The following is a 16,270-nucleotide window of genomic DNA, read 5'->3' as shown; positions in this document are numbered from 1 at the left end:
AAAAGTATTAATCATTACAGCTTCGTTTGATACACTTCCATGTATTACCATCATAAAGTTTCACACATTGAGCAGAAATATCGTAGAGAATCATTCCTTTTTGAGGCTGGCTAATCAGTCCAGTATTTGCCACCCGGGTTATGACCATTCCTTTGTTGGTAGAATTTAATGCTAAAAAGCCATTAGGAACTCCGCCCTGATTCAGTCCCGGACCTTCAGGCCAGTTTCTGTATCTCTGAGAAAGCGTAGAAATACCCACATTTGTATAAGCATCGGGAGTACCGCCAATTCCAGGTTTGAAACAGTAATCAACAGCAATATTAATTGAAGCAATATTACTGGTAAGTCCCGCATTATCTTTCACTGTATAGTTTACAACAGAAGCATTATTGAAGAAATTATTTTCTGGCGTAAAAGTTAATAAACCACTATTATCCACGCTCCAGGATCCTTGTCCTGACACAGAAAAACTTTTTACAGCACCACTCTGACTTACGACTGATGAAGCTCCGGAAGGCGGTACTAAATTAATAGTCGAAGCGACTAATAAGCCTGAATTAAAATCATAATCATTCGCAAGAATATTAAAGGTTTTCGGCGTATTTTTTGGCACAGAATAATTATCATTTACAGCCACCGGTGGCCGATTGATTCCAAAATTATTTCCGCTGGAGGAGCTATTGGTAAGATTAACATTAAGACTATTACTGGTTGTACCACTTTTATTCCCTACAACAGCAAATCCTGAAGGTACAGTAAGCGTTACTGCATAAGGTCCCTGATAAGTATTGGTATTGATGTTATCAAAATAATAAAATCCGTTGACATCAGTAACCGTTGACCTGATTTCAGTACCATTATTAAACAATCTCACCGTTGCACCCTGATAAGCATTTCCATCAGGAACCCCAGCATTATTATCATTATAAACAGAACCGTTGATACTCGCCGCAAAGGTGATAGAATCTTCATTATAAGCTCCAATAAAAGCAAGATCTGAAGTACCGGAAAAAGTCTGTACCAATTTTATCGCCTGAGAATAATTAGCACTCGTAATACCAAATTCTGACCAGTCAGCTGCCAAAACTCTTATCGCACGGGTACAGTTACTTGAAATACTTGAATTATAAGTCGGAGGAGTTGTATTGGCATTATAAAACTTCCAGCAGGCGTTACCTATTACGGGTACACTATTAAATGCAACAGAATACGTATTTCCTATGATATTATTACTTGCATCTGTAAAATAAAAAGTATCATTAGCTCCGGAAGGCTCCCCCATTTGTGTAAAAATAAGATCTGGTATACCGTCACCTATTGACGACGGCACAATGCCCATTGTATTTAAGCTGATGCTTGAACCCTGAGGAATATTAAAGATAGCAGTTCCGAGTCCTAATCCATTCAATCCGTCAGAGAGATATTCCACAAGATTATTATTTACCGGAACAGGAGAAACATTGCCATTCCCTCCAAATGCTTGTCCTACTCCTATAAAAGTATTGCTTCCCGGAGTAGGAATATTATAAATTGGCAAAGAAATGAAAGTTCCCGCCTGAAAAACCACTCCATTTGTATTAAGAACAGCATCATTCACGCCGGTACTGTAAGTAATCGGTGAATAAACCGTTCCGCTTCCATCAGCATCCCATGTGAATGCCAGTAGATTATGATTGTTATTGGGAGTAGCCGGAGAAGTAGTACTTTGCCAAAAGCCGCCGAAGTCAGAATAAATTGTTGAAACCGGTTTTTGAGAATAGACGCAAATAGATATGCTTAGCCCGATAAGGGCTGAGAGAGACTTTATCATCACACAATAGTTTTCTAGGAATCGTAAAAATATAGAAATTGATATTTAATACATATTAATTATCATACATATTATGATTATATGATTTATGTCATACGAAAAACGCAATATGTTTAACAATTCGCAATAGTGAATTATTTTTTTTAAAATTTATCATTAATATTTGAATTAAAATCAATATCTATCTGAAAAACGAATACATACCACACGGTTTTTGGTTAACAATAAAAATTTAACAAATTTTATGAGTGCTTTCATGTAACAAATATTCCCTTTAAAGTGTCTTATTTATAAAATTAAGTTTTCATGAGAAACATTTTCGTACCTATTGCACTATTGGCAGGTACCTTTACTTTTGCTCAGGCAAAAACCGATACGGTAAAAACTAAAGAAAAAGAGATTGAAGCTGTAACTTTTACCGCACGCAAACCCACCGTAGAATCCAAAGTAGACCGTACAGTTTTCAATGTTGCCAACAGCTCTATACTGGCTGGAAATACTACTTGGGATGTATTGAGAATGACTCCATTGGTAAGTGTTGACAATAATGATGCTCTGAAAGCTGAAGGCGAACAGGTTACTGTTTATATCAACGACAGAAAATCTGTTTTTACAGGAAAGGAACTGAAAGATTATCTGCAGACCATCCCTGCTGATAATTTAATGAAAATTGAGGTCATTACAAGTCCGTCATCAAGATATGAAACATCGGGATCTGTGATCAATATTGTTCTAAAAAAACGTGATGACGAAGGAATTAAAGGAAGTGTAACCGTCAACAACCGTCAGAATACCAAGAACTCGCAATACACCAATTTTAACCTGAATTACCATAAAAATAAATTCACACAGACTTTAATCGGAAGCTATAGTGATAATACTTTCGTTCAGAAAAACTCTATCATCAATACTCTGTACGAAAATAATGATGTTACACAAATTGACTCTGAAAATATTTTTAAAGGCAAAAATCCATCGCTTTCTTCTACATCGGAATACGAACTTAATGATAAAAACTCTGTTGGAATCATCCTTGAAGCGTATCAAGGTAACAGAAACAGCTATTCTCAGGCAGATGGAACAAGATTTTTGGATGGAGCATTCAACAGTTCATACAGTCAAAGCCAAAACGCATCCGTATTGAATAAAACTTTAGGAACAAACTTCTTCTACAAATATTACGATAAAGAAAAGAATAAAATTCTGGACGTTAATATCGGGTCAAACTATGATGGTTCCAATGAAGACAATTTATTCATCAAAACATCTTCTGCTCTTACTGAAGCCAACAAAATAGGAATATTGTCTGAACAGCAGTCAAGAAATTACTATATTAAAGTAGATTACACACAGCCTTTGGGAAAATCCGGAGGAAATATGGAAGTAGGAGGTAAAATGGATTTTAATAATAATGTCATTCCTTATCAGCTTTACGGGAATAACCTGAGCAACCTGCCGACTTATGACATCTTCCGTTATAAAGATAACATCAATTCTCTTTATGCAAATTTCAGTAAAACTTTTTTTGAAAAATTAGAAACCAGAGTCGGATTGCGCTATGAACATATTGACTATTCTGTAGGTCAGGATGTTTCAGGAGCAAAAAGAAAAGAATCGTACGGAACATTATTACCCAACTTGTTGCTGAAGTATTCTTTTTCCAAAAACTACGATCTGAGTTTAACGTACAACAGATACCTTTGGAGACCTTGGTATTCGGAATTTAATCCTTTTCTTATTCCGAATAATGACGGAATTTATTACCGTGGCAACCTGAATCTTAATCCTAATCCGAGTGACAGGCTTTATATGAAATTTGGGATTCTCAAGAAGTATTTCCTTTCTGCAAGATATTCATTTACCAATCAGGATTACTGGACTGCCTATGTTTCCGAAAAAGGAGCAACTCCGGAATTTGATAAAACTATTGCACAGCCACAAAATTTTAATGGAAAAGTGCATAAATACTTTATCAATGCCAATACCAACCAGACATTCTTCAAAAACAAGCTTAATGTAAATGTAGGATTTGGCTGGAATTATATTGACAACAGTGATTTTAACCAGAGAAATGACCTCAGAGCCAGAGACTACATCAGCTTCTGGAGCAGTTCTGCCAATGTTTCATATACCAATTTATTCAACCAAAATATCAATCTGAGTGCATGGGTAGAAGTTTCTAATCAGAACAACGGAAACTCTTACGCCAACCTCACCAATGTTTTCCATAATATTTCAGCAACTAAAATTTTCCCTAAAACACAGATGGAAATCAGTCTTCAGCTGATGAATATTCTTCAGAGACCCAATTTTGATGTAACAACATTCAGCCAGACAGGAACTTTCAGAAATTCTGTAAGATCAGACTGGTACGGATTTTCTTTATCTTTTGTGAAAAGATTTGGAAACCAGAAAGTTAAAGAAAACTCCAAAACCGATGTCGAGAAAAACGGCGGCGGCGGTAAATAGATTTTATTTTATCTTGTTCAAAAGAGTGGTAATCATCATGTATTACTGCTCTTTTTTTGTTTTTGAAAAGTTTTAAAAAATTATTAAACTGTTTAGCTTTTCACCAAAAAATATGAAAATTAAATTATTATTGATTGGATTTGTCTCGACACAGAAAACGGAGGCATTAAGGAAATTTGATAAAAAAAATCCGGATTAAGGAATCATCAGTTATTTCATCCCATTAATTAATTTAATAACTCATTAACACCCATGAAGTATAAAATTAATTACGGAAAACCGCAATTTTTTATTGAATTGTTTTTTTTATATTTGAGAATTGATAATTTGGATTGACGAATTGCGTCAATACCAGAGTTTATTGATAGTTTGACGCAATGCGTCAATGTAAACGTTATAGCCAATGCTAAAAAACAACACCGAAGAATGAAAATACTATTAATGTCAATTGGAACACGTGGAGACATTGAACCTTTTTTGGCAATTGGAGAAATTCTATCTAAAAAAGGGCATAGTATTACTTATGCCTTTCCAGAACAATACAATCATTTGATGCCAGACAATGCTAAAAGCTATGGTTTTACTTCCAGATTTTTAGACCTTATTGAAGGAGAAGATGGAAAAATTGTAATGGGTGGTTCTATGGGATTAAAAAAATTGAATGCAATCGTAAGGCTTTACAAAGAAGGAATGACTGTCAATAAAATATTGGTAATCGAACAATTCAATATTTTAAAAACCGAAGAGCCTGAACTAGTCATACATAATGGAAAATGCAATTATCCTTTACTATGGAATTTATCAACAGGTAAAAAAATAGTTTTAATAAGCCCTATTCCATATTTCATTCACTATGTAAAAGGTTTCGGACATACAGGGTTTAGTTTTTACTATGGAGAGTTCATAAACAAATTAACATACAAAATCGCCAACTTTGGACTTGTAAAAACCATTTATGACGCACAAAAAATACTACCATCCACAAGTAATAAAGTAACTAAAAATGTAATAAAAGAGAAGTTGTTTTCAGAAAAATTAATATATGCTATATCACCTTCATTATTTACCAAACCTACGAATTGGACTTCAAATGTTCAGGTTTTAGGATACCACGAGAGAGATAAAAAAATGGATTGGCTACCTGACGAAATGATTATACAGTTTACAAAAAAACATACGAAAATACTGTTTTTGACATTTGGAAGTATGATTAATTCAAATCCAGAAAAGACCACTCAAACTATCTTAAATGTACTTAACCAACTGAAAGTTCCAACTATTATTAACCTTGCTGCGGGTGGTCTAGTCCAACTGGAAGAGTTTAAAAAAAACGACTTATTTTATTTTACAAAGCAAATCCCCTACGATTGGGTTTTGGAAAAATGTTATGGGATTATACATCACGGTGGTTCGGGAACAACTCACAGCAGTATAAAGTATGGTTGCGTTTCAATGATTTTACCCCATATTTTTGACCAATTCGGTTGGAATAATTTAATAGCAAAAAAAGACTTAGGTCCAAAAGGGGTAGCTATAAATAAAATCACTGAACAAAATTTAAAACCTCTTATTGTAGATTTATTAGAGAACAAAAAATACAAATTAAAGGCAAGTGAAATTGCCGAAAAGATGGGACGAGAAAATTTTGAAAATGAACTATATGAATCAATTATGAACTAAAAGCACTGGCTATAACAGGGGTTTTGCAAAAGTGGGGCATTTGTGCTAAATTTGAGCATTGGAATTCTAATCATCATTTGTTCTAAATTGAACATATGTGCTTCAATTTCCCCACATTCGCAAAGCCCCAAAACGTTACAAGCCATTATAATGACAGACACAGACAATAAATATTCCTCTGACGACATAAAAGTTCTTAATTTTTCAGAACACGTTAGGAAACGACCTTTTATGTATATCGGCAATGACGGTATTGTTGGACTTTTTGAAGGACTATTAACAGACTGCATTAAACTTTGTAAGACTGACGAAATCACTTTTGAAATAATAATATCAGGGGAAAACGACTTTACTTTCGGGCTGACATCACGGCACGACATAAATCCATTTATTAAACAGTTCACGGATGTAAGTAAAGAGTTCTCAAATTATTTCCCTAAGGTTCTCAAGATCGTTTCAGAGACATTTGAGATAATAACCAAAGAGAATTCAAAAACAGAAGTTGCCTTTTCATTTGACAAAACAGTAATTTCAAACACAAATATTGACTACTTAAAACTCACCGAAAAAGTGTTACAATTTGCTTTGTTAAACCGACAATGCGAAGTAATTACAATTGACAAAAGACAGAAATATTTAACTCAAAACTATTATCACTATCCACAAGGTGTTTTCTATTTGTTCGACCTTGCAACAACAGAGGTTTTAGGGAAACCAGAATTTAAGTTAACATTTGACAATAAGATAAATTCTAACAAATATCAAATAGGTCTTGCATATCGCACAGACTGGTTTCCATCAGCAAACGTTATAAGTTTTGCAAACAATGTTTACACTATTTGTGGTGGTTCATTGGTTAATGGAATTTTAGAAGGCTTAATAAATGCCTGTAAAATTTATGCAAAAGAAAACAACTTGACTACCTATAAAATCAATAAAAAGAAATTCGTAAACGGACTTATTCTTATTTGTGCTGTTCGTGGAGAAGATTACAAATATGGTGGTAGTTGGAAAGAAACATTAGAAGATGCTGTAGTAAAGAAAGAAGCTAAAAAGTTGGTGAAAAAATTAGCTTTAGACTTTTTTAACAACCAAAAGGAAAAAGCAGATAAGTTTCTTTGGCGGTTTGACACAACACAATTGAAAAGTGGAATGTATTAACGAAATGAAAATAACTACCGCTAACACCGGTTTGGCAATATAGCGGCGGAAGTGCTTCTATGAAACATTTGTGCAAGGTTCAACAGCAGTAATTCTGTTGAATTTTTGTGCTAAAAAGCCGTCACATCGCAAAGCCGTAGAACCTTACCTGCAATTTCTGAGCGACACACCAAATAAAATGATGAGACATAAAAACATATTGACAATTTTACTTTGTAGCTTAATATTGATTTCTTGTGGACAGGCAGAAACTAAAAAAAGAGTTGATGAAGTTACAATGACTAAAGAAGTCGAGAAGAATTACACAAAAGTAATTTCTGACCCGACTAACAAACTTAATGATAAAGTTGAAAATTTAGAAATTGAATACACAATTTGGGGTTGTGCTTGTCCTCAATGGACAAAGTCTAAAGACCTTAAAATCAAAGATACAACTACAAAATTTATTGATAAACATTTTTATATTGAACCAGCAGATAGCACATTAAAAATTCCGATTTATTTTCAACCATACAGACACAAAGTTAAAGTTACAGGACAATTTTATGAAAAAGAAGATTATCCTAAAGGAACAATTGAAATGGAAGAACCAATGCCGAAAGCAAAGGTTTTTAGATATACAAAAATTGAAGTAATTGACAATCCAAACTTCAAACCCAACAGTAAAGTTGAAACATTAACTTTAATCTACAATGCAATTTCTTGTACTTGTGCTCAATGGAGTGATACTCGAAAAACAGAAAATAAAAACAGAAAACAAAATTATTGGTTAGAACCAGCAAAGGAAAAGCTAATTAATGCTGACACACTTTTCAATGGAGAAAATTTACCCATAATTATTAAAGTTACAGGGCAAGTTGTAACTGAAAACGGATTTCCAAAAATGAAATTGGGTAAAGTTGAAAAAGACGAAGAAGGAAAGGTTTTTAGATACACGAAAATAGAAGTAATACAAAATGGACAGAAGAAAAACGGCAGGTAACAAGGGTTTTGCGTCAGGCGGGCTGAAGTACAAAGTTCAATTGCAGTTTTTCAATTGAACTTTAGTAATAATACAAGCTTTTGTGCTTCGATTTCCTGCTTGAACTTAAAGTCCTAAACCGTTATTTATGAACCCTGAATTAAAAATCTAAATGATAACACTAAAATATGCATAGAGCTAGCGTATTCAGAATTTGATAAATATATCCGATTATTAAAACAAATATTTAAAATCCCATTTCACAGTTTTGGCGAAGAACCAATTATTTTTAACAAATAACTGAAAAATACCATTTGTGGCATAAAAGTTATATGTATATAAACAAAAATACGAAAATGGAAAAAGATTTACTGAATGATTATTTTAAGCTGAGTATAAAACAACAATTCAATATAGACCTGAATACAGAATGTGAATTTTCTCTTATTGAAAATCTAGTATCAAAGAAAGTAATTGTTGCCCCAACTTTTAGTGACGAAATTACAGAGCATTCGGATTTAAAACAATTTTTCACGGCGATGATTAATGAGATTAATCTTGAAAACTGTGATCAATCTGTTATTGAAACCCGCATCAGAACAATGCTGGAAAGCTCACAGGACTTAAAAGAGATTAGCTAATCAAAAAAAATCCTGCATCAGTATATGTTGCAGGATCTTTCTTATATATATTTTGCTACTTTTTCTTCGAGATCATCAAGATTGAATGGCTTGGCAACATAATCATCTGCCATTGCTTCTTTTGCAAGTGCTACAATATCATTATTTGCCGTTACATAAATGACAGGGATATCTTTAAAATCTGTACTGTTCTTCAGCAGCCGTGTCGCCTCTACTCCACCAATCTTCGGAATCCAGTTGTCCATTAAAATAACATCCGGACGGAATTGGGAAACTTTCTCCAAAATATCATGAGAAGTTTCAGAAATTTCGACCTGATAGCCATTTTCTTCAAAAATGATCGTTATAACCTCCAAAATGGTTTTATCATCATCAAAAATCAATATTTTTTTATTCATAGAATTGAAAATTATTCAGTTATTAGTTTAAATTAGTTTATATCAAGAAGATTAATCTGCTCTGCAAGATCTTGAGGACTAATCATTAAATCATAAGCAACCCGTTCTGCTGCCTGTCGCGGCATATAATCTACTTCGGCTGTATCCGGATTTTGAATCCATACTTTTCCGTTGTTTTTTTTTATGTATACCAATCCTTCCACTCCATCTGCATTGGCTCCGGAAAGCAAAATTCCCAGAAGGTTTTTACCGAAAACTTCAGCACCGGATTTAAAAGTTACATCTATTGAAGGGCGGGAATAATTCATTTTTTCGGAGCCGTCTAAAGACATGGTTTTTTTGTTTTCAAATAATAAATGATAATCTGCAGGAGCAATGTATATTTTGTTGGGCATTATTTCTGTTTTGTCATCAATCTCAACCACCTCAGAATCTGTAAACTGTTGCAGCAAAACCTGTAATACATTATTGGAATGAGCCTTTCTGTGAAGCACCAAAACGATAGGAAACGAAACTTTTCTGTTCAGATTTTTAATAAATTCCAGGATAACCTGCAGACTTCCTGCTGATCCTCCTATTAATACTAATTCTGTGGTATTGAATTTTGTTTCCATACTAGTTTTATGAATCAGTTTTTTTCCAGATTCTCTGGTCTTCTATCTGCTGATAATTTTTATCCAGCTTAGAAAATCTAAGTGTTTCTTTTGCTCCAAGAGCTAAAAATCCGAGATTTTCCAGACTGTTATCAAACAAGCGGAAAACTCTTTCCTGCAAACCTCTGTCAAAATAAATCAGAACATTTCTGCAAATGATCAACTGAAAGCTGTTGAACGAGCTATCCGAAACCAGATTGTGCGTAGATAAAATCAATTTTTCTTTCAGACTTTTATCAAAAACTACACTGTCATAATTGGCGGTATAGTAATCTGAAAAATCTCTCTTTCCTCCCGAAAGCATATAGTTTTCAGAGTACAGCTTCATCTGATGTAACGGGAAAACTCCTGCTCTGGCTGATTCCAAAACGGAAGGATTCAGATCTGTTCCGTACAGCAGACATTTATGATAAAGGTTGGCTTCTTTCAGGAGAATTGCCATTGAATATGCTTCTTCACCGGTAGAACAGCCCGCAACCCAAACTCTTATCAGCGGATATGTACCCAACTGCGGAAGAATTTTTTCCCGCAAAGCTTTAAAAAAATGAGGATCTCTGAACATCTCTGTTACATTTACTGTGATTTCTTCAATAAATCTTTTCAGATATTCAGGTTCGTTGATCAAAGTATAACGAAGTTCAGCAAAACTTGTAAATCTGTCGATCAGACAGATACGGTTTACCCTTCTTTTAAAAGATGCTCTGCTGTACTCAGAAAAATCATATCCGTAGAGATCATAAACATCTTTTATAAGATATTCAATTTCTTCATCTTTTATTATACTTGGTTCCAGCATTTTAAGAATATTTTTGAATAACAGCCATCAGCTGATCTACATTAATAGGTTTTGAGACATAATCCTGTGCTCCGGCATCAATGCATTTCTGCCGGTCTTCCGGCATCGCCTGTGCGGTAACAGCTATGATTGGAATATGGCTGATATCCGGAGTTTCACGGATAATTTTCACCGCTTCATAGCCGTCCATTTCCGGCATCATCATATCCATTAAGACAATAGAAAACTGATTATCTTTTTTCAAAATATCAATTGCTTCCTGCGCCATTGTACAGCTTTCTATCTGATAGCCTTTTGCCTTCAGTGTAAGTGTAAGAGCAAATATATTACGTGGATCATCATCCACAATGAGTACTTTCTTATTCATCAGAATTTTAGCTGTTTAACTTTCATATAACCAAACACGAAGCAAGGATAGCAACTGATCTATATCTACCGGCTTTGAGATATAATCTGATGCTCCTGCAGTAATACATTTTTCTCTTTCACCAATCATAGATTTTGCGGTGATGGCAATAATCGGAAGTTTTGCAAACTTAGGCATTTTCCGTATCTCTTTTATTGTTTCATAACCATCCATCTCGGGCATCATCATATCCATCAATACCACATCCACATCCTGATTTTCCTTTATCTGCTGCAAAGCCTGCTTCCCATCCATTGCGACAACAACTTCCACTTTATATTTCTCCAGAGCTTTGGTAAGCGAAAATATATTTCTTGCATCATCATCGGTAATCAGTATTTTTTTACCGCTCAGAACTTCTGTCAGTGAACCTAATGTTTTGCTTCTCACTACTTCAAGTGCGCTGTTTTTTTCTTCCACCAAATGAAGGAATAAGCCAACCTCATCCAAAATTCTCTGGTAAGAGTGCGCAGTTTTTACAACAATAGAATCTGCATACTGCTTTATTTTAAGCTCTTCAGATTTAGATAAATTATTCTCTTTAAAAATAATAATCGGAAGATTTTCAAGTCCTTCAAAACTTTTTATAGATTCTACAATCTGGTATTCATTGCCTTTAGAAGCACTGATGTCCAGAATCACACAGTCAATCTGATTTTCTTTAAAAGCCTTTACACTATCTTTCACATTGTTTTCTACAGATAAAGAAATGTTGAGATTGCTGAGGAAATAAGAAAGTGCACTTGCATGTTTTGCATTTTCTTCCACAATCAAAACCTTTTGCGGAGCTTTTTTGAGCGCATCTTCAATCTTTCGGAACATATCATCCATCTGATCCAAAGCAACAGGCTTATTGATAAAATCAATTGCACCTCTCATCAGGCTTTCTTTTTTTACGTGCAACGCCGACATCATATGTACGGGAATATGCTTTGTTTTAGGGTTAGATTTTAAATCATCCATTACCTGCCATCCGTCTTTTACGGGAAGCTGAACATCTAACAAAATTGCTTTCGGATTGTATTTTAACGCAGAAGAAAGTCCGTAATCTCCTCTTACAACAACTACTCCTTTATAATTCTGCATTCTGGAATATTTTAAAAGAGCTTTGGCAAAATTGGTGTCATCTTCAATAATTAAAATTACTTTATCATCTTCACCTATATCATTTCTGTCGTCTTCCACATCCTCCGGAATTTCCAGCGTATTTACCATCTCTTTTTGCTCGCCATCTTCCAGAATATGCTGTATCTGCTCTACATCTTCACGGATAATTTCTACAATATCCTGATCAGTTTCCAGATGAACGATCTCCGATATTTCTTTTACCGGAATGATCAGGCTGAATTCGCTTCCTTCATCTACCTTACTTTCCAATACAAGTTCACCACCCAGTAATCTTGCAATCTCACGGCTGATGGAGAGCCCAAGACCCGTACCTCCGAACTTCCGTCTTGTAGATCCGTCTGCCTGCTGGAAGGCTTCAAAAATGATTTTCTGTTTGTCCTCCGGAATACCGATTCCCGTATCTTTTACCGAAAACACGACAAAATCTTTCTTTTTTGTATCTGCTTTGATGGAAAGACTGATGCTTCCCTTTCTGGTAAATTTCAACGCATTAGAAAGTAAATTTCTTAATACCTGATCTACTCTCAGGCGATCTGTTTTGATAATTTTATTTAAATTATCTTCAATGTCTATATTAAACAGCAGCCTTTTCTCCTGGAAAACAGGATTAAACAGACTCTGCAGATCTTTCACAACATCAATCACATTTACATCTTCATATTCCAAAGTCATTTTTCCGGATTCAATTTTAGCCAAATCTAAAATTTCGTCAATCAGTGTAAGCAAACTGCTTCCTGAACTTTGGATAACTTTGGCAGATTCTACCTGATCTTCATTAAGGTTTTCTTCAGGATTTTCTGCCATCAGTCTTGACAGCAAGAGAATAGAATTCAGCGGTGTACGCAATTCATGAGACATATTTGCCAAAAACTCAGATTTATACTTTGTACTCAGCGCAAGCTCTTCTACTTTTTTCTGAATCTCAATATTTCTTTCGGCAATGAGGTGGTTTTTCTCTTCTAATAATCTGGAACGTTCTTCCAGCTCGGCATTTGCCTGCATCAGCTCTTCCTGCTGTACTTTCAGCTCCTCTTCCGAAGCCTGAAGTTTCTGAGTCTGTGCTTCAAGTTCTGTATTCAGATTTTCAAGTTCAGAATGCTGCACCTGCAATTCTTCTGACTGCGCCTGTGTTTCTTCAAGCAGCTGCTGTTCTTTTTCTCTTCTTTTTGCTGCACTTAGAGCAATCCCGATGTTTCTGCTGCATTCAATAAAATAATCAATTCTATCTTCTTCAAAATTTACGGTAGAGCCTAATTCAATAACACCAATACAGAATCCGTCTCCAAAAACAGGTAACAGCATAATTCCGTAAATCTGGATTGTACTGCTGGCAAAAGTTACCACAAAATCATCCTGATGCAGATTATTATAAACCTTCATTTTCTCAGTCATGAAAACCCGTCCTACCATGCCTTCTCCCGGATCAAAGGTTTTCTTCATATTATTTTCTAAGCCGAACGCAGCAGAAAGTCTGAGAATTCCTTCGTCATATAAATACAGCGAACCGTTGATGCAGTTTCCGTATTCTAAGAGTTGCTGAAGAGACTTTTCAGATACATCCTTCACAGATTTGTTTCCAACCAAAGACTCATTCAGAATAACAAGTCCTTTTTGCCTCCATTCACTTTTATTAATTTTATCAAACGAAATTTTAAGAGACTCTGTCATGTGATTCAGCGAATCTGCAAGATCACCCAAATCATCCTGAGAATCATCTTCTGCTTTTTGGCTGTAGTCTCCGTTGGCAACTCTGTTGGCTATCTGTTGTATAGCACTTACCCTTCTGGTAATTTCTATATCTTTAAGCTTTAATGCGTTTTCAAGCTTTTCTCTCCTTATAAGATCTGATCTTAGTTTAAAATAAAAAAACGCAGTAACAGCAATGGCAGAAAGCGCTGAAAAAATAATGAAAAGAACTGTTGTATTGGAAGAGTTATTGAGCGATATTGTTTTCTTCTCAAGATTAAAATCTTCATATTTCACAAATTCATCTACCATTTTCCTGCAACGATCCATGTAGATTTTACTTTGTAAAATCTGATCCTGAGTCATCACAATACCTTTTTTCCTGTTTTCTACAAAAAGCTTGAGATTACTGATATTACTTTCTACATTTTTTTTGAGATACATCAGTCTTTCTTCCTGCTTTGGATCTTCAATATCCAAACTTTCTGCACGTTCTATAGCCTGCGAATATTCGCGCATACTTCGGTTGTACGGTTCTAAGAAACTTTCTTTACCTGTAAGCTGATAGCCCCGGTTTCCTGTTTCGGCATCCAGAAGCGATACCAGAATATCCTTTACAGCCGTTACAGACCGCCGGCTTTTTCCAACGCTTTCGCGGTGATTCATCTGATTCTGAATACTTAGATAGGACGAGATAGAACTCGCAATCAAAATAATCAAAGAAAAACCTACTCCAAACTGTAAATTCCTAAGTATTTTTTTAGGCATAAAATTAATTTAATGGTAATGTAAAATAGAATGTTGAACCTTCGTCTACAATGCTGGAAACTCCAATATTTCCGTGATGCTGCTTGATGATTTCCGAACAAATATAAAGCCCGATTCCCATTCCCTGAAACTGAAGCGACGACTCATCTACTCTGTAAAATTTCTGAAAAACCGATTCCTGTTTGTAATCCGGAATACCAATTCCAAAATCGGTAACACTCACTTTCACTTCCTGCTCCTCCTCATCTACAAAAGTAGTAACGATTACCTGATTGTTCTGTGGAGAATATTTGATGGCATTGGTTAAAAAATTGATCAGAACCTGCTCTATCCTTATAGCATCCAATGGAATGAGAATATCGGTAATTACACCGTGACGTTCAATCTTCACTTTGTTTTCGTTGGTCTGAAGAATATTTTCTATGGTGTTTTGAATAAGATTTTCAAGATTGGTAGGCTGTTTACTTATTTTAAGCTTGCCATTTTCAATCTTAGATACATCCAGAAGATCTGTTATCAGCATATTAAGCTTTTCGATCTGATCGTGTACTTTTACCATAAAACCAGATTCTGTACTGCTTTCGCTGAGCTTCAGCTTTCTGTCTAATAACTGAATGTAGGCTTTAATACTGGTTAAAGGGGTTTTAAGCTCATGGCTTGCAATACTTAAAAACTCATCTTTTTCTTTTTCTACTTTTTTCTGAGCATCAATATCAGTGAAAGTTCCCACCCACTTTTTTGCAATGTTATCTTCAAGTACAGGAGTTATACGAAGTAAGTGATATCTGAAATCACCAGATTCAATATTTTTAATTCTTATTTCTAAATCTAATGCTTTTGCTTTTTTTCTGCACCTTTCAAGTTCTTCGTTTATATCCGGATCATCAGGATGAGTTTCCGGAAAATGTTTTTCCGATTTAGAATACTGGTACCATTTGCAGTTGACAAAATCTACCCATCCTTCTTCATTCATGGTAAAAGCAATCTGTGGAAGAGACTCAAGCATCAGATGAAAATGATCTATCTGCGATTTCATGGTGACCTGAGATTCTCTTCTGCCTTTTACCTCCAGCTCAAGACTCTGATGAGCTTTTTTCATCTCTACATTTTTCTCCTGAAGATTGTAAAAAGTTTTTACTTTCAGCATCAGAATTTCCGGATCTACAGGTTTTGTAACGTAATCTTTACCTCCCGAAGCATATCCTTTAGTGATAAATCTTTTCTCAGTATTTACTGCAGATAAGAATATAATAGGAATATCCTTTGTTTTACTGTATCCCGCTAAAGCTTCTGCTACTTCAAAACCATCCATTTCGGGCATCTGAACATCCAGAATAATCAGTGCATAATCATTTTTCAGTGCTTTCCCCAATGCTTGCTGACCGGAATCTGCTGTATCAACCTCAAAATCTTTTGATTCTAAAAGTTTTTTTAGTGAATAAAGATTGCTTGGATTGTCGTCAACAATTAAAATCATAACAGAAAAAATTCAGTTTAGTTACAGGATCTACATTTCAAAAATAATTATAACTAACAGATAAAAACTTATGAATAGTGTATTTTTATCTATATTTTAATATTCTTAAAATTTAATCAAATTTTAGAAGCAAAAATTATACAAAACTTTATCCTAATGCTTAATTAATTCTGCCAAATCCCCCAAATCGCAGGAAAAGGCTTTCTATAGTGTATTTTATGATAAAAATCATTTTA

12 protein-coding genes are annotated in these 16,270 nt (G+C 34.7%); 5 read left to right on the top strand and 7 right to left on the bottom strand.

The window, feature by feature from the left end:
• Positions 1-7 precede the first annotated feature (7 nt).
• A complete protein-coding gene (locus FNE73_RS05090) occupies positions 8-1,810 on the bottom strand; it encodes an Ig-like domain-containing protein (RefSeq protein WP_143883678.1) in 1,803 nt (600 codons plus the stop codon).
• A 306-nt stretch (positions 1,811-2,116) separates the two neighbouring features.
• Here FNE73_RS05090 and FNE73_RS05085 point away from each other — a divergent pair, with 306 nt between their 5' ends.
• From FNE73_RS05085 to FNE73_RS05065, 5 genes are all read left to right on the top strand, one after another.
• Positions 2,117-4,279 (top strand): outer membrane beta-barrel protein, encoded by a 2,163-nt coding sequence (locus FNE73_RS05085; protein WP_143883677.1) that lies wholly within the window; start codon positions 2,117-2,119, stop codon positions 4,277-4,279.
• A 426-nt stretch (positions 4,280-4,705) separates the two neighbouring features.
• Positions 4,706-5,959 carry a glycosyltransferase gene (locus tag FNE73_RS05080; protein WP_143883676.1) on the top strand — a complete coding sequence of 418 codons (1,254 nt, stop codon included), beginning with the start codon at positions 4,706-4,708 and terminating at the stop codon, positions 5,957-5,959.
• A 150-nt stretch (positions 5,960-6,109) separates the two neighbouring features.
• Complete coding sequence (locus tag FNE73_RS05075) at positions 6,110-7,120, top strand: DNA topoisomerase IV subunit B family protein (RefSeq protein WP_143883675.1); 1,011 nt, start codon at positions 6,110-6,112, stop codon at positions 7,118-7,120.
• A gap of 181 nt (positions 7,121-7,301) precedes the next feature.
• Positions 7,302-8,102, top strand: a complete 801-nt coding sequence (locus FNE73_RS05070) for a hypothetical protein (RefSeq protein ID WP_185147294.1) — start codon at positions 7,302-7,304, stop codon at positions 8,100-8,102.
• Positions 8,103-8,437: 335 nt separating this feature from the next.
• Positions 8,438-8,722 carry a hypothetical protein gene (locus tag FNE73_RS05065; protein WP_143883673.1) on the top strand — a complete coding sequence of 95 codons (285 nt, stop codon included), beginning with the start codon at positions 8,438-8,440 and terminating at the stop codon, positions 8,720-8,722.
• Positions 8,723-8,763: 41 nt separating this feature from the next.
• Here the strand turns inward: FNE73_RS05065 and FNE73_RS05060 are convergent, their stop codons facing one another.
• The 6 genes from FNE73_RS05060 to FNE73_RS05035 are packed head-to-tail and all read right to left on the bottom strand — an operon-like array spanning position 8,764 to position 16,034.
• Positions 8,764-9,120 (bottom strand): response regulator, encoded by a 357-nt coding sequence (locus FNE73_RS05060; protein ID WP_143883672.1) that lies wholly within the window; start codon positions 9,118-9,120, stop codon positions 8,764-8,766.
• A 32-nt stretch (positions 9,121-9,152) separates the two neighbouring features.
• Complete coding sequence (locus FNE73_RS05055) at positions 9,153-9,734, bottom strand: chemotaxis protein CheB (RefSeq protein WP_143883671.1); 582 nt, start codon at positions 9,732-9,734, stop codon at positions 9,153-9,155.
• 7 nt (positions 9,735-9,741) lie between these two features.
• The gene (locus FNE73_RS05050) at positions 9,742-10,569 is read right to left on the bottom strand and encodes a CheR family methyltransferase (protein WP_143883670.1); all 828 of its coding nucleotides are present in this window, start codon (positions 10,567-10,569) and stop codon (positions 9,742-9,744) included.
• 1 nt (position 10,570) lies between these two features.
• Complete coding sequence (locus FNE73_RS05045; RefSeq protein ID WP_185147293.1) at positions 10,571-10,936, bottom strand: response regulator; 366 nt, start codon at positions 10,934-10,936, stop codon at positions 10,571-10,573.
• Between the two features lie 15 nt (positions 10,937-10,951).
• On the bottom strand, positions 10,952-14,557 hold the full coding sequence (locus FNE73_RS05040; protein ID WP_143883668.1) for a response regulator: 3,606 nt from the start codon (positions 14,555-14,557) through the stop codon (positions 10,952-10,954).
• A gap of 4 nt (positions 14,558-14,561) precedes the next feature.
• Positions 14,562-16,034, bottom strand: coding sequence for a hybrid sensor histidine kinase/response regulator (locus tag FNE73_RS05035; RefSeq protein ID WP_143883667.1), 1,473 nt, complete (start codon positions 16,032-16,034; stop codon positions 14,562-14,564).
• Between the last annotated feature and the right edge of the window lie 236 nt (positions 16,035-16,270).

Origin of the sequence: Chryseobacterium binzhouense, assembly GCF_007474545.1 — a bacterium.
GTDB lineage: Bacteria > Bacteroidota > Bacteroidia > Flavobacteriales > Weeksellaceae > Chryseobacterium > Chryseobacterium binzhouense.
The sequence above is the reverse complement of the archived record's forward strand: the minus strand, read 5'-3'. Positions and strand labels throughout refer to the sequence as shown.

Bases quoted from the DNA above. Each gene is read 5' to 3' on its own strand.
- FNE73_RS05090 (WP_143883678.1), bottom strand. From the start codon at position 1,810: ATGATAAAGTCTCTCTCAGCCCTTATCGGGCTAAGCATATCTATTTGC.
- FNE73_RS05085 (WP_143883677.1), top strand. From the start codon at position 2,117: ATGAGAAACATTTTCGTACCTATTGCACTATTGGCAGGTACCTTTACT.
- FNE73_RS05080 (WP_143883676.1), top strand. From the start codon at position 4,706: ATGAAAATACTATTAATGTCAATTGGAACACGTGGAGACATTGAACCT.
- FNE73_RS05075 (WP_143883675.1), top strand. From the start codon at position 6,110: ATGACAGACACAGACAATAAATATTCCTCTGACGACATAAAAGTTCTT.
- FNE73_RS05070 (WP_185147294.1), top strand. From the start codon at position 7,302: ATGAGACATAAAAACATATTGACAATTTTACTTTGTAGCTTAATATTG.
- FNE73_RS05065 (WP_143883673.1), top strand. From the start codon at position 8,438: ATGGAAAAAGATTTACTGAATGATTATTTTAAGCTGAGTATAAAACAA.
- FNE73_RS05060 (WP_143883672.1), bottom strand. From the start codon at position 9,120: ATGAATAAAAAAATATTGATTTTTGATGATGATAAAACCATTTTGGAG.
- FNE73_RS05055 (WP_143883671.1), bottom strand. From the start codon at position 9,734: ATGGAAACAAAATTCAATACCACAGAATTAGTATTAATAGGAGGATCA.
- FNE73_RS05050 (WP_143883670.1), bottom strand. From the start codon at position 10,569: ATGCTGGAACCAAGTATAATAAAAGATGAAGAAATTGAATATCTTATA.
- FNE73_RS05045 (WP_185147293.1), bottom strand. From the start codon at position 10,936: ATGAATAAGAAAGTACTCATTGTGGATGATGATCCACGTAATATATTT.
- FNE73_RS05040 (WP_143883668.1), bottom strand. From the start codon at position 14,557: ATGCCTAAAAAAATACTTAGGAATTTACAGTTTGGAGTAGGTTTTTCT.
- FNE73_RS05035 (WP_143883667.1), bottom strand. From the start codon at position 16,034: ATGATTTTAATTGTTGACGACAATCCAAGCAATCTTTATTCACTAAAA.